This window comes from Paenibacillus amylolyticus, assembly GCF_047302515.1.
Taxonomy (GTDB): Bacteria; Bacillota; Bacilli; order Paenibacillales; family Paenibacillaceae; genus Paenibacillus; species Paenibacillus amylolyticus_G.
Genome location: NZ_CP168019.1, coordinates 1345966 through 1360249 on the forward strand (window position 1 = coordinate 1345966; position 14284 = coordinate 1360249).

General features: G+C 45.6%; 15 protein-coding genes. 11 read left to right on the forward strand and 4 right to left on the reverse strand.

Annotated features, from left to right (window positions below):
• Positions 1 to 718 precede the first annotated feature (718 nt).
• Positions 719 to 1453: a YitT family protein gene (locus ACDJ59_RS05910; RefSeq protein WP_338587800.1), complete on the forward strand. Its 735-nt coding sequence runs from the start codon at positions 719 to 721 to the stop codon at positions 1451 to 1453.
• 125 nt (positions 1454 to 1578) lie between these two features.
• Here ACDJ59_RS05910 and ACDJ59_RS05915 read toward each other — a convergent pair whose 3' ends face one another.
• Positions 1579 to 2049 carry a DUF2188 domain-containing protein gene (locus tag ACDJ59_RS05915; protein WP_413407962.1) on the reverse strand — a complete coding sequence of 157 codons (471 nt, stop codon included), beginning with the start codon at positions 2047 to 2049 and terminating at the stop codon, positions 1579 to 1581.
• A 391-nt stretch (positions 2050 to 2440) separates the two neighbouring features.
• Here ACDJ59_RS05915 and ACDJ59_RS05920 point away from each other — a divergent pair, with 391 nt between their 5' ends.
• The 3 genes from ACDJ59_RS05920 (at position 2441) to ACDJ59_RS05930 (ending at position 5302) form a co-directional block, all read left to right on the forward strand.
• The gene (locus ACDJ59_RS05920) at positions 2441 to 3241 is read left to right on the forward strand and encodes a lipid II flippase Amj family protein (RefSeq protein WP_413407963.1); all 801 of its coding nucleotides are present in this window, start codon (positions 2441 to 2443) and stop codon (positions 3239 to 3241) included.
• A gap of 136 nt (positions 3242 to 3377) precedes the next feature.
• A complete protein-coding gene (locus ACDJ59_RS05925) occupies positions 3378 to 3986 on the forward strand; it encodes a TetR family transcriptional regulator C-terminal domain-containing protein (protein ID WP_413407964.1) in 609 nt (202 codons plus the stop codon).
• Positions 3987 to 4066: 80 nt separating this feature from the next.
• Positions 4067 to 5302: an MFS transporter gene (locus ACDJ59_RS05930; protein WP_413407965.1), complete on the forward strand. Its 1236-nt coding sequence runs from the start codon at positions 4067 to 4069 to the stop codon at positions 5300 to 5302.
• 103 nt (positions 5303 to 5405) lie between these two features.
• Here ACDJ59_RS05930 and msrA read toward each other — a convergent pair whose 3' ends face one another.
• Positions 5406 to 6368: a peptide-methionine (S)-S-oxide reductase MsrA gene (gene msrA, locus ACDJ59_RS05935; protein ID WP_036614455.1), complete on the reverse strand. Its 963-nt coding sequence runs from the start codon at positions 6366 to 6368 to the stop codon at positions 5406 to 5408.
• A 181-nt stretch (positions 6369 to 6549) separates the two neighbouring features.
• Positions 6550 to 7161, reverse strand: coding sequence for a TVP38/TMEM64 family protein (locus ACDJ59_RS05940; RefSeq protein WP_413407966.1), 612 nt, complete (start codon positions 7159 to 7161; stop codon positions 6550 to 6552).
• A 199-nt stretch (positions 7162 to 7360) separates the two neighbouring features.
• Between ACDJ59_RS05940 and ACDJ59_RS05945 the strand changes: the two genes are divergently transcribed.
• Together ACDJ59_RS05945 and ACDJ59_RS05950 are read left to right on the forward strand one after the other, a co-directional pair.
• Complete coding sequence (locus ACDJ59_RS05945) at positions 7361 to 8299, forward strand: Gfo/Idh/MocA family protein (RefSeq protein ID WP_413407967.1); 939 nt, start codon at positions 7361 to 7363, stop codon at positions 8297 to 8299.
• Positions 8300 to 8331: 32 nt separating this feature from the next.
• Positions 8332 to 8646 (forward strand): hypothetical protein, encoded by a 315-nt coding sequence (locus ACDJ59_RS05950; RefSeq protein WP_127545610.1) that lies wholly within the window; start codon positions 8332 to 8334, stop codon positions 8644 to 8646.
• Positions 8647 to 8671: 25 nt separating this feature from the next.
• Here the strand turns inward: ACDJ59_RS05950 and ACDJ59_RS05955 are convergent, their stop codons facing one another.
• Positions 8672 to 9490 (reverse strand): AraC family transcriptional regulator, encoded by an 819-nt coding sequence (locus tag ACDJ59_RS05955; RefSeq protein ID WP_017687546.1) that lies wholly within the window; start codon positions 9488 to 9490, stop codon positions 8672 to 8674.
• Positions 9491 to 9679: 189 nt separating this feature from the next.
• On the opposite strand from ACDJ59_RS05955, the gene ACDJ59_RS05960 reads away from it, so the two are divergent.
• From ACDJ59_RS05960 to ACDJ59_RS05980, 5 genes are all read left to right on the forward strand, one after another.
• Complete coding sequence (locus ACDJ59_RS05960; RefSeq protein WP_413409731.1) at positions 9680 to 10792, forward strand: Gfo/Idh/MocA family protein; 1113 nt, start codon at positions 9680 to 9682, stop codon at positions 10790 to 10792.
• 201 nt (positions 10793 to 10993) lie between these two features.
• Positions 10994 to 11962, forward strand: coding sequence for a sugar phosphate isomerase/epimerase family protein (locus tag ACDJ59_RS05965; protein WP_413407970.1), 969 nt, complete (start codon positions 10994 to 10996; stop codon positions 11960 to 11962).
• A 24-nt stretch (positions 11963 to 11986) separates the two neighbouring features.
• Positions 11987 to 12715, forward strand: coding sequence for a ThuA domain-containing protein (locus ACDJ59_RS05970; protein WP_017687549.1), 729 nt, complete (start codon positions 11987 to 11989; stop codon positions 12713 to 12715).
• A gap of 326 nt (positions 12716 to 13041) precedes the next feature.
• Positions 13042 to 13338, forward strand: a complete 297-nt coding sequence (locus ACDJ59_RS05975) for a winged helix-turn-helix transcriptional regulator (RefSeq protein WP_074096966.1) — start codon at positions 13042 to 13044, stop codon at positions 13336 to 13338.
• 191 nt (positions 13339 to 13529) lie between these two features.
• Entirely contained in the window at positions 13530 to 14261 is a 732-nt protein-coding gene (locus tag ACDJ59_RS05980; protein ID WP_413407971.1) for a hypothetical protein, read from the forward strand.
• The last annotated feature ends 23 nt before the right edge of the window (positions 14262 to 14284 follow it).

The window sequence follows — 14284 nt, forward strand, 5'->3', positions numbered from 1 at the left end:
AAGGAGCAGGTTGCACCATTAGCAAGCATTGCTTATCCTGGTGTTGCTGTATGACTGCTGGAGCAGTCCAAAGGCTGCTTTATGCCTGTTTTTGAGGGGTCTGCTGTTTAGACCCGGTCACGTTGGTGTTATATAATAGAAGAACAAGCAAGTTAGCTTTGGTGTTTAAACTGAATGAACTTGCAACTGCTGTAAGTTGGATTTACAATTTACACAGGAACGAAGAGTGCAGAACCCATCTGTAGAAGCGAAGCGTTCGCCTGAAAGCTTTTTGAATGAAAGCAGCTTCGGAAGCATAAGCTGTCATCGGATTTTCCCCAGAGGGAAAATGGAATTCCAAAAATCCGGGGATAACCGCGATCAAAAGAGGGTACTGTAATCCAAGTGTAAGTGTACAATTAAATGTTCAAGCTTATGCATTGTAGTTATTTTTCAGTTTAACTGAGCACAGCTAACCACAACAGAACAGAAAGGATCAGGATACCATGAGTTCCCGAAGGACAATCTCCCCAAGGACGATCTGGAAACGTTACGATCTCTCATACACATAGCGCCCCTTGTAGAGTACACCAACCGGTTTCAAAAAAACGGCTGACTCTGCGAAAGAGGGGATTGGAATGAATATTCGAAGGACGTACACGATGATTTCTTCCAGGCTTACCTTTTGCAGGGTACGGTCGGTCTAAAAAACCAACCTACAAACTGCGAGGGAACCTGAATGAAGAGAACATCGTTAACCTTACAACACGTTAAAACAGAGGCGATCAAATTCGCCATTATGCTACTCGGTACATTTATTTTAGCTTTTGCTTATTATCACATTAACTTTCAGAATCATTTATCGGAGGGCGGATTTGTTGGTCTGGCCCTGCTCGGAAAATACGCAACAGGCTTATCACCTGCTATCGGTATGTTGTTACTGGACATTCCGGTCATGATCCTGGCTTGGTTCCTCAAAGGCTGGAAATTCATGATTCAGGCATTGCTTGGCGTCGGTGCATTTTCCCTATTCTATGACGGCTTTGAACGATACTCCACACTGGTATTGTCGTTTAACGGAAATCTGTGGATTCCGGCAGTTCTATCCGGTATATTGACAGGGGTAGGCGCTGGGGTCGTGCTTCGATTCGGTGGAGCGACAGGCGGAGACGATATTCTCGCCGTGCTGGTTAGCCGCTGGAAGGGATGGAAGCTGGGAACAGTTTTCTTTGTCAGCGATGCTTTTGTATTGGGATTGTCGCTTTTCTTTCTTCCGGTAAAAGAAACTTTATATACGATTCTGGCCGTATGGATTGCCAGTAAAGTCATCACGTACGTCGTTAGTGTTCCGGCTCGCGGAACCGTGGTTACAACTTCGGCTGTGAAATTGCCGATGCCATCGGCTGCAGCCAAGGCAGTTAACGCTGCTGCTATTTCACAACGGACTACGGTGGCTAGAGGGGTATCCAATTAACCATACGTTTCAGAACAACCATAACCTGTATGCATCATATTCAGGTCTTGATAGTTAAAGTTCATACAAAATCCCTTTTGACTGCTCTTCAGCAGCAAAAGGGATTTTGTTGTTTTCCGATTCATTCAGGGCTTGATCGAAGAAGCAATCTGACCATCCTGATTATGGATAATCGCTCGAATATTTTGTTTGCTACTCAGTTCTTTGGCCTTATCTACAGCTTCTGCCTTAGTATCAAATGTCGACAGGTAGGTAGACTTTCCTTCTTCCTTGATCGCCCATCCAGAGTTGGTAGGCACGACATGGATGTTATCATGACTTTTGGACGAAGAAACGGGCTCGGAATGACGACGATCCGTGGAAGACGACTTTTTAGGGTTGGAATTATCGGAAGAAGACGTGGAGTCCGATTTCGAACTTTCCGGTGCGGGATGATTTTCATCCCATTCTTCCGCCTTAGCTGTCGCTATGGCAATCGAGCGTCCTTCCTCATACCCGTCATCGAGCAGAGCATTGGCAATCTCAATTGCTTTATGTCTGACACGTGGTTCCAGGTTCTTCATGGATACCGGATAATCCTGTTTGTTCCAAGGCATATGAACCCCTCCTGTACAATAATGGATTAGTTGTATATTACCCTCTGAGGGGAGGGATAAACGATAAACATCCGAGGTCGTAGGTGCATTTACCGATGATCTATATAAATTGAAATAAACATTTACACGAAACGGAGAGGACAGAAAAAACCTGAAGAAACGAAGTGTTCGCCTTTATCCCCGGATTTATCCCTTTATAAAAGGAATCAAAAAAATCTGGGGATAACAGCGATCGGAAGGTTGTTCTGTCATCGGAGTGTCCAGTGTAAATATTCTTTATTTCAACTTATATAAAAGGATCTCGTTCCTATACTTTTGCAAGCCAGAGGAGTATAATGCTGTCCATGTAAGAAATAAGTTCAATAACAGGGATATAAAGGAGTACATACATATGTTTAGTCTTAGCCTGGCAATCCCTATGCTGTTCACCATGCTGATTCATGGCGCAGACAGCTTGTCATACGCGCTCCGCCTTGGTGGATTACGTACCCGCAGAATCGCGCTGGCCATTTCTTTGGCGGGTATCTTGCTGTTGGTTTCTCGAACCTCGAATATGGCCCAGGGTCCAATGGTAGGTAATCTGGTGGATACTGCAACACGTGGAGCCAATCCACACTTTGCAGCGCAGCTGCACTGGTTAATGGGTGCGGCAACGATTGGAACGGCATTAGCCATATTGTGTTTTCCAACCATGGTGAAGCTCTCGTCGAGAATGGTTGTACATTTTGAAGCAGCCGGTTCTATCCCTGCGATGGTTCGCGGTATGCTGAAGCGAAGCAAGATTAGAAATGCAACGTATTACATTACACCGCCATCCTGGAAGATGGCCAAACGATTAGTACAACATGGGATGCCAAGACGGTTAATGATGCTGAATGTAGTGGTAACTGCAATCTACACCACAGGTGTCCTGTCCAGCTTGTACGCAGCTTATCTTTACCCAGGGCAGGCTGTAGCTGCATCCCAATCGACTGGGCTAATTAATGGAATAGCGACTATTTTGTTAACCATCCTGATTGATCCGCGGATTTCTCTGCTCAGTGACAAATCATTACGTGGCGAGATCCGTTTGGATCGCATGAATCAGATCTATGGCTGCATGCTCGTATCTCGTTTATTTGGTACTCTATTGGCACAGTTGTTATTAATTCCATTTGCGTATTGGATCGGTTGGATTGTAAGTATGATGTGACGACTTCTTTCCTGAATTGTAGCCAGGCATTCTCTTGTACATTTTTTGAAACAGCAAATGAGAGGGTGCCTGTGCAAATTGAATTGACGGGGTATTTGTGCTGTGATACTATTAGACCGAATAGTCGGTTTATTTTATGGAGGTTTTTCCAATCGAAGTCAAACGAAGAAAAGATGTTGCCCAGATAAAGAAAGACATTGCGCGTAATACCAAGGAACTGTTTGCCCAAAAGGGATATAGTGCAACTTCCATGGAAGACATATGTACGATTAACAATCGGAGTAAAGGAAGCATCTATTATCATTTCAAAAGCAAAGAAGAGTTATTCATGTATCTAATCAAGCTTAACAATGAAGATTGGATGGATGCTTGGCTGGACAAAGAATCCGGGTATGAGACTGCTATAGACAAACTGTACGGACTTGCTGATCATTACGTGGATGATTTGGCTAACCCTCTGAATCACGCCATTAACGAGTTTGTCTCGGGTCAGGTCGTTAGTCAGGAGATGCTCGATGAGATGCTTTCCCTGATCCGAATTCCGTATGGGACATACGAGTCCATTATTACTAAAGGGATGGAGGATGGGGAGTTAAAACAGGATGACCCACAGGATGTAATGCACATTATCTACGGTCTGTTTAGCGGATTGACTACTCTCTATTATGAGAAGGACCTGACGGATATTCGTCGTATTTACCACAAAGGCATGGCCGGTCTGCTGGCAGGAATTCAACAACGTTAACCATGAAAAGCTGATGTAACGTCAGTTTTTCTTTTTAAATATTAATAAACCGGACAGTCGGTTTAAAAAGGAGATGGAGAATGAACACACTGTTCAGAAACAAAGCTTTTTTAATCGTGACAGGGTCTGATCTGCTGCAAAATCTGGCGATATGGATCCGAAATATGGCGATCCTCTATTATGTGATGGATCGAACTCAGGGAAGTCCAATAGCCGTCTCGCTGATTACCGTACTTGAATATGCCCCGATTTTTGTTTTCTCCATCATTGGCGGTGCACTTGCTGATCGCTGGAATCCCAAACGTACGATGATACTGGGGGATATTCTGAGTGCGTTGTCTATTGTCATGATTATTGGCGTTTTATCTTCCGGGTATTGGCAGATTCTATACGTAGCCACGTTTGTATCCTCTATCGTTAGCCAGTTTTCTCAACCATCCTCTCTAAAGATTGTGAGGCGAAATGTAAAGGGAGAACATTTGCATTCTGCAATTGCTATTACACAGAGTGGTCAATCGTTGTTTTTAATTCTGGGACCGATCGTCGGAACTTTTATATACACTGCAATGGGCATTCAGGCATCCATGTACGCATTACTCATTCTATTCCTCACCTCTGCGCTTCTACTCACATTTCTGCCTAAAGACGCCACGCAGCGGGAAACAAACACCTCATTATTAGCGGATATCAGAGAGGGCTGGCAATATGTTGCTCGATCTCAATCGTTAAAAATGCTTAGTCTGGTATTCATCTGTATAGGGCTTTCTGCGGGTCTCATCAGCCCACTTGGAATATTTCTGATCACCGAACGTTTGGGACTTGAAGCAACGTCGTTACAGTTCCTCTCTGGTGCATCTGGAATAGGTTTATTGATTGGAGGAGGTATTGCGGCTGCTGTAAGTGCCAAGCTGAATCAGACCTTAACTCTGCTTGTAGGTGTGCTGTGTCTGGCTGTAGCCACGATGGGGGAAGTGTTATCCAGTTGGTTCTGGCTGACCCTTTTGATCAGCTTCTTGAGCTCCATTAGTTTGGCATTTATCAACGTCATCATCTCCACGTACTTGGTCACCCGGATCGATGAGCATTTGATCGGGAGAGTGAATGGCACCATCACACCTTTATTCATAGGAAGTATGCTTCTTGGATCTTCCATGGCAGGTGTACTGATGAACAGCACATCCATTTTTATCGTCTACGCAATCTCGGTTACCGTGATGATCATGGGTATTGTTCCAGCGATGCGAATTCAATTTCGTAATGATCAGACGGCTTCTGCCAGCCAATTGAATTCGGAAATCTCTTCGAGCCAAACCTAATCAAATGCATTCTTGTGCAACAATAGTTCGTCTATTAAAACAAGAACGTACAACAAAAAAGCAGCGGGATCATCCCACTGCTCTTTTTGTATTTTATTATAACTTATTGGAAAAGGACGGCGTACTCACCGTATCCTTCTTTTTGCAAGTCTTCTTTGGGTACAAAACGAAGTGCCGCAGAGTTGATGCAATAACGCATTCCACCTGCTTCGGCAGGACCATCGTTGAACAGGTGACCCAGATGGGAATCACCCTCACGACTTCTCACTTCGGTACGAATCATGAAATGGCTGAGATCGGTTTTTTCCTTCACGTTGTGGTCACGCAATGGACGTGTGAAGCTCGGCCAGCCGCAGCCGGAGTCGTATTTGTCAGTAGAACTGAACAATGGCTCGCCAGATACGATGTCCACATAGATACCATCACCGTGGTGATCCCAGAATTCGTTATGGAATGCAGGCTCGGTCGCGCTGTTCTGCGTAACTTCATATTGAAGCGGCGTCAAACGCTCTTTCAGCCCGTCTTTATCCACGTTACCGGTCCAGTTGCGTTCGATGAAATCTACACGTCCAGAACCTTTGCTGTAGCGTTTGTAATGGGCAGGGTTCTTCCGGTGATAATTTTGGTGATGTTCTTCCGCTTCATAGAATGGTTTGGCTGGCAAAATGGGTGTAAAGATTGGTTTGTCAAAACGTCCGCTTTGTCCCAGCTCCGCTTTGGAAGCTTCCGCAATCTGGCGCTGTTCTTCGCTGTGATAGAAGATGGCCGTCTGATAGGAAGATCCACGGTCATGGAATTGCCCGCCTGTATCCGTAGGATCAATCTGCTGCCAGAACAGTTCAACCAGTTTCTTATAAGGGAAGATGGCAGGGTCAAACGTAATTTGCACAGCCTCTACATGTCCTGTTGTCTCCGAGCAGACCTCTTCATATGTTGGATTCTCGGTATGTCCTCCTGTATAACCCGATACGATCTTATGAATACCGGGCAGTTCTTCAAAGGGGGATACCATACACCAGAAGCATCCGCCTGCAAAAGTTGCTAACTCACTTGAATGTTGTTCCATGCTATAGTCACTCCATTTCTGATGAAGATTTAGCGCTCGTGTTCGAGCTCCAGCAATCTACCGTTTTATTAAAACTTATTACACAAGCATTAGGCTTGCTCTTCTATTATATCCTGAATTGGCAAGCCAACCAAGCCGGAATGAAAACAAGCTGAATCTGAACGGTTTGCGAATTCTGAATTCAGGCTTTGTTGCGTGACCGAAAGCGAAATAAGAGTAATATAATGGCCATGAACACCAGATATCCGGCAAGGATGGCCAGGCTCAGCCAGATTGAGGTTTCAGCTTGTGCACCTGCATAGGCAAATACAAAAATCGCTGGCATTTTCCCAATGGCCGTGGCAAGCATGAAGACCCAGAATGGCGTGTACGTTATACCTGCGTAGATATTAACGGCCATCTGAGGCACGATCGGCAACAGTCGCATCGACATGACACCCATGAACGGATGTGCTTCCATCCATGTGGTAAAACGGTTCAGACCCCGAATTCGTTCGAGGTACGATCTTGCCTGATGTCTAAAGATGGTTCTTGCTCCGCCATACACGAGCATGGCTGCAAGTGTGGTACCAAGCCAGCATATCCAGGCTGCCGTGGTGGTACCGTAACTGTAACCAAAGGCGATAATAACAAACTTAAAAGGAATTACAGGCACAAGAGCAAACAATGTTGCCATGGCGAGTAACAGCGGAATGGACTGATGGAGATCGGTCCAGGCCAGCAGTTCATATCTGTAAATAAACGTGACTCCTGCAAGTAAAACATATAACAGAAGCCATAACCATTTTCGCAAAATCCCAAACGCTCCTTTCAGATCAGGCAGGTCTGGTTGTGTCCCGATCTGTACTGCTGTTCCTTATAAGTTTACCACGTTCGCCCATTGTCTGAACAATTCGTGCGAAGTGTGCTGCAATCACTGGCAAGTTGCTGTCCGAAGGGTTACACTATAGGACGTGGAAATATAGAACCGAACTGAAGGTGGAATGATCATCATGGAAACAACCCAACGTAAACGAGTTGCAATTATCGGCCTCGGCGATATTGCACGTAAAGTATATTTGCCGCTGTTAACAGCTCATCCGAACGTGGAGATTGTAGGCATTATGAACCGATCTCCGGAGCCGGTCAAAGCCGTTCAGGAGGCGTATCGATTAGAACGGGGAACAACGGATCTGAAAGAACTGTTGTCCTGGGACTTGGATGCGGTGTTTGTACATACAGCAACGGAAGCGCACTTTGACATTGTCATGCAATGTCTGGAACAGGGATTAGCCGTGTACGTAGACAAACCGTTATCCTATACGATTCGGGAGTCGGAAGAGATGACTGCTTTTGCCGAGGCACAAGGGCTGTTGCTGGCAGTGGGCTTCAACCGCAGATTCGCACCGATGTACCAAAAAGCGAAAGAATGGATGCAGGGTGGAAAAGGTTTTGAATCCTTGACAGTGACCAAACATCGTACAGGCATTCAGGATCGTCCTGCGGCAGAAACCATCTATGATGATTTCATCCATATGCTGGATCTGATGTTGTGGTACTCGGATCATAATGTGGAGTTGCTTCATCAATGGATTCGGAAGAATGATCTGGACAGACTGCTGCATGTAACCGGAACGGCCAAGCTGGGCAGAACAGCCTACGGTCGATTTGATATGGTGCGTGAAGCTGGGGCAGATCTGGAGAAGATCGAATTGCATGGTGGTGGACGATCTGTTGAAGTGGTGAACATGGACACGATCAGCTACATGGAACAGGGGAGTCTGGAAACCAAAGAAACGTTCGGGAGCTGGGACACCGTGTTAGCACGTAGAGGTTTTAGCGGAGCAGTTGATAATTTCCTGGCTTGTCTGGACTTACCTGATGATTGCCTGATCAGTGCAAGTCATGTCATGGACAGTCATGAACTGGCGGAACAATTGATTCGCAAATAATTGCAGAATACACATACGGAGGAATACAAGTCATGGATGAATATGAAAAGGAACGTAATAAACAGATCGAGGAAGCTGTTGTAGAAACCTATAAACAGGAAGAAGAGATGATGATCCTCGTATTTGCCCAGTGGTGTGTCAATCATGGTTTGGACCCGGAGGAGATGTACCGGCAAGCCTACCCGAATCAGCAGAGCAACGAGCGTTTGCAGCAGGTGCAGAAGCTGATTGTATCCAAGGAGGAAGCCGGTGAAATCCCGGATGATACGGTACTTGGCGTGTTGTCCATGTTTGGAAATGAAGATCTGGCGATGGTTGTATCCGAGGCCATAGCCGCGCGCAAATAAGTTCAACTTACGTATACTGGTATGATTACATCTGTTCCCGGTGAATGACGCGGAATTCCTTCGGAGACATGCCGAACCGGGAACGGAATACCCGATGAAAATAGGTATAGTTGTTAAAGCCAGAAGACTCAGACACTTGCTCCAGGGTCATTGGACTGAAAATAATTCGTTCCCTGGCCATATTCAGCCGTACGTCAAGCGTGTATTGCATGATGCTTTTGCCAAACGCTTCTTTGAAGAGATGTACACCCCGTGAGACACTAATGCCAATATGTGTTGCCACATCATCGAGCTTGAATAAAGAGGAAGCGTTTTCTTCAATGTAGTTTTTGATCTCATAAGCCACATAATTGGTGTTGGTTATCGTTGGATGCTCCGCGAGCAGACGATCCACTTCGAGACATAAAATTCGCATATAATAACTTGAAATTTCCGGATAAGGATTGGAGATGCGGCGCTGCTCCAGTACGAGCTGTCGAAACAGGACCAAAAGACTTTCCGTCAGTTCGACTTTGATCCGGGTCGGCCGTTTGTGACGTTTCCACCACTCATCCACCCAGGAACCATTAAAGAAGATGTGATAGTCACCACTCTCCACCAGTCGTTCTCCCATCGGATTGGTTTCATTGTCTATTCTCAGCTCATAGGGTTCATCAGGATCAAAAAGAAGCAGATCGCCCGCATCCACCAGGGACATGTCCCCGTCTATGCGTGCACGGCAACGTCCGTCTGTTTGCAGTCTTAACAGGTAGTTCTTCACCCCTTCAGGCTGCACCATAGCGTAGGGTTTACGATGAAATGAAAAGCCTGCTGTAAGAACTTGGCAGGATTGATCTGTCGGCATGGGCATACTCCTTGCAATTTGAAAATTATGACCAGATAGTTCATGTTTCAATCATATTATTCATTTTAATTGAAGCTGAAACGGAATACCATAGTATTAGATTTAAGGAACAGGAACATCCAACAAAACATATGTATCTCAACCATTCAAACGCAGATTTTCACCATGCGTAAGGAGATGAACGTCACAGTGGAGAAAATGAAAGCAGGCATCATCGGGTGTGGTAACATCAGCGCCATCTACTTGGAAAATCTCAAAAACAACCCGGTCATTGAAGTCGTGGCTGTTGCGGATTTGATTCGTGAACGCGCTCAGGAACGGGCAGATGAATTTAATATCGCAAACGTTTACAATGTAGATGAGTTGCTGCAAAATAACGAAATTGAACTTGTGTTGAACCTTACGGTTCCTGGCAGTCACGCCATGACCGATCTGGCTGCACTCGAAGCAGGCAAACATGTGTATGCCGAGAAGCCGCTGGCAATTTCTCTTGAGGATGGTCGCAAGGTTGTTGAGTTGGCTGAGGAAAAGGGATTGTATGTTGGTTCTGCACCGGATACCTTCCTTGGTTCAGGCATACAGACAGCTCGTAAAGCCATTGAGGATGGGCTGATTGGCAAGCCTGTTGCAGCGACTTCATTCTTCATGGGTGGAGGACCAGAAGCTTGGCATCCTAATCCGGAGTTCTTTTATGTTGCAGGTGGCGGACCGATGTTTGATATGGGACCTTACTACCTGACCGCTCTGATTACGCTGCTTGGACCGATACGCAGAATCAGCGCCTCGGCAGGCATACAGATTGCAGATCGCAAGATTGGCTCTGGGCCGAAGGAAGGTACAGCGCTTCAAGTAGAGACGCCTACCCACTTGGCAGGAACCATTGATTTTGCAGAAGGTGCCATTGCAACCATGATTACCAGTTTCGATATTCGCGGAGCTTCGGATCTGCCACGCATTGAAATCTATGGTACAGAAGGTACGCTTAGTGTACCGGACCCCAATTATTTTAACGGGGAAGTGAAGGTTCGCAGATACGGTCAAGACACTTGGGAGACGGTCAAACAAGTCTTCGAAAGTGGACAAAACGAACGAGGCATCGGCGTAACGGAAATGGTTGAATCCATTCGTGCCGGACGGGAACACAAAGCCAGTGGCAAGCTTGCTTATCACGTACTGGAAGCCATGCATTCATTCCAGCGTTCTTCACTTGAAGGCAAGCACGTACATCTGGAGAGCAGCTATGATTCTTTTGCAGTAACTCGTACAGTTCAAACTGAGATTGAAACCGTGGAATCCCACTAGTCGGAGTAAAAAGTGTTCGAAGCTTGATGCTCTTTCGAGTGAAGCAGAATAACCAGTATTCTTACGTTCAATTTCAGGATAGAAACACTCTCGATTTTCCACACTAATCAAACAGGCATGTGATCTGAACGGTAATTGTATACAGTTCAATATTCATGAATTCAGCAATCATACGATATCTATTCCAGGGAGGAATCGCACTTGAAACTCGGCGTATTTTTGGTACTATTCGGAGGACGTAAATTGGAGGATGCTCTTGATTATGTAGCATCTAAGGGATTAAAAGCAGTAGAGATCGGAACAGGCGGACATCCAGGCAATGCACATTGTAAGCCAGATGAGTTGTTAAGCAATTCTACAGCATTGAAAAATTTCAAAAATGCAGTGGAATCACGTGGTTTGACGATCAGTGCACTTAGCTGTCACGGTAACCCGCTACATCCGCAAAAGGATATTGCCAAAGGATTTCACGATGATTTTGTTAAATCGGTAGAACTGGCTGAGAAGCTGGAAGTACCTGTAGTGAATACATTCTCCGGTTGTCCGGGAGACCATGAGGATGCCAAGTATCCGAACTGGCCTGTTGCACCATGGCCAAATGACTTCCAGGAGATCCTGAAGTGGCAGTGGGAGAACAAAGTTATTCCGTACTGGACAGAGTGGGGTAAATTTGCAGCAGATCGTAACGTAAAAGTTGGATTGGAGCTGCACGGTGGATTCTCCGTTCATACTCCAGCAACCCTGCTGAGACTGCGTGAAGCAGCAGGTGAAGTGATCGGAGCCAATCTGGACCCAAGTCACATGTGGTGGCAAGGTATTGATCCGGTTCAGGCAATTCACATCTTGGGACGTGAAGGAGCCATCCATCACTTCCATGCAAAAGATACAACGATTGATCCGGTAAACGTGAACAAACACGGTGTAACGGATATGCAGGACTATACCAATATGCTGGATCGGGCTTGGCAGTTCCGCTCGGTTGGTTATGGACATGATAACAAGACTTGGGCAGATATTATGAGTGCCTTGCGTCTGGTCGGATATGATTATGTAGTAAGTATTGAGCACGAAGACGGTCTGATGTCGGTTGAAGAAGGATTCTCTAAAGCCGTGCAAAATCTCCAGCAAGTATTGATCGAAGAACCGCTGGGCGATATGTGGTGGGTTTAGAGCTACACTAGGGGGAAATTGAATATGATCAACGTCACCATTTGGAATGAATTTGTCCATGAGAAAATTCACGATGAAGTAAGGGAAGTCTACCCGGATGGTCTGCATCGAGCACTGGCTGACGGACTTGGCGGCGAAGGCTTTGCTATTCGTACGGCTACATTGGATCAGCCTGAACACGGATTAAGTGATGAAGTGCTGAATTCCACAGATGTGCTCATATGGTGGGGACATATGGCACATGATCGCGTAAGCGATGAGATCTCACAGAAGGTTGCGCAGCGAGTGCTGAACGGAATGGGAATGATTGTGCTCCATTCAGGTCATTTCTCCAAACCATTCAAAGCGCTGATGGGAACCAGCTGCGATCTGAAATGGCGTGTAGCTGACGAGCAGGAAATTGTATGGTGTGTTAACCCATCTCATCCGATTGCGGATGGCATCGAGGGCAAGATTGTATTGGAAAAAGAAGAAATGTACGGCGAATTCTTCGATATTCCAGTACCAGATGAACTGGTGTTTGTAAGTAACTTCCAGGGTGGGGAAGTATTCCGGAGCGGATGTACGTTCCGGCGTGGTGAAGGTAAAATCTTTTATTTCCGACCAGGTCATGAGACATATCCGACCTATTACAAACCGGAAATATTAAGAGTGATCAGCAACGCTGTGAAATGGGCATATCCTGCCCGCAGCTTTAAGCCGGAATTTGGCAAGAGCGAACCTGTAAGACCATTTGGGGGCGTACTGGTCTAATTCACTAACTCAATCGTGTAATGGAAATTATAAGTTATATTCAAAAAGAACCCTTCTCCGAGTCAATGATGACTGTGGCAGTTGGGTTCTTTTTGGGTAAGATAGTACTATGGGGAAGTTATACGGTATTTCCCATGGTTACGACGCAGCGTGTAATGTATACTGGGATGTATGATCCATTTTGGATGTTATGCTTCTAAAATTTAAACTTTTTAGTTGCAGGCGTTTTCTTTGAAGCTTAAATATGTTATTATGAAATATACTAACAAAATGTAAGTTGAGTGATCTCTAAAGAGGTGATTAATGTGGAAGGTCAAGACTTGCGGATGTGTCCGCGTTTTGAGACGGCGTTTTCTTTTTTGGGCAAGCGCTGGAATGGTTTAATTATTCAAACGTTGATGAGTGGTTCGAAGCGATTCAAGGATATCTCCAATCTGATTCCATCCATGAGTGATAAGATGTTATCCGAACGGATGAAAGATCTGGAGAGTGAAGGTATTCTGGTTCGTCACGTCTATCCCGAGACGCCAGTTCGTATTGAATATGAACTGACGGATAAAGGTAGAGCGCTCCAGCCTGTCATGAATCAAATTCAAGACTGGGCTGAGCAGTGGGTTGACTAACGTATAAGCATCACCCACTTTCGTTGCATGAGTGACATAGACTCCTGATTTCCGTGGAAATCAGGGGTTTTTGTCTTAAGTATTATGTTGATCGGCGTTTTTCTCTTGGGCTATGCACATGTTGTCATGAGTTGTAGTATAATCTATAGAAAATGGCCACAGACGGCCGGAGCGAAGGAGGCCCACTTGTCATGAGAGAAGAAAGCTTATCCCGTGAAGTACGCTACGGCAAAAAAGATATTGCAGAACTTGAGAGCGCATCCATTCAGGTCCATCTAATTTACAAAAAAGCTGCAGAGTTGTTTAAGCGCACAGCATATTCCCGTTCAGTTAAGGATGATCTTGCCGAAGTGAATACGCATTCTGTGAACAGCGATGGTCCGAAATTAGCTCCGGCAGTGCTGCAAAAATGGATTCAAACGTCCAGGGGCTGGAAGTGTATCGGATGTGAGCTGGGACAACCTGATTCAACGATGTCTCAGATGGAAGAAACTATCCATGGTAAGCAATTGGTTTTAGATGTGGGAGAAGGTCGGCTGGTTCAGGCAGAAATGCTGATTCAGGCGGTTGTCTGGTCTCAATATGAGAAGATTCGAATGTTTGCACCATGGCTCGGGGATGAACCCTTTTATAGCTTACAGGAGCTGGATGTCATTGCTCGTTACATTGTGCCTACCTATTTCTCGGAACGGCCTCTGCATGAGCAAGGCAAGGTATTTAAGGTCCATCAACAATATGGGCAGATTCCGTTGTATCAGGAGTATGTAGATGCACCTTCATGCTGCGTACAGGTGGATGGTGGATTACTTGAAGGGCGATTGCTGACAGGGGTATATGTGTCTGAGGAGCAGTTCTTCGGGCTTAATCCATATCTGAAAGATGGAGATGGAGGACGGACATACATGCAGGCTTGTGTCCAATGATAACGTAACCAATGAGAACGTAA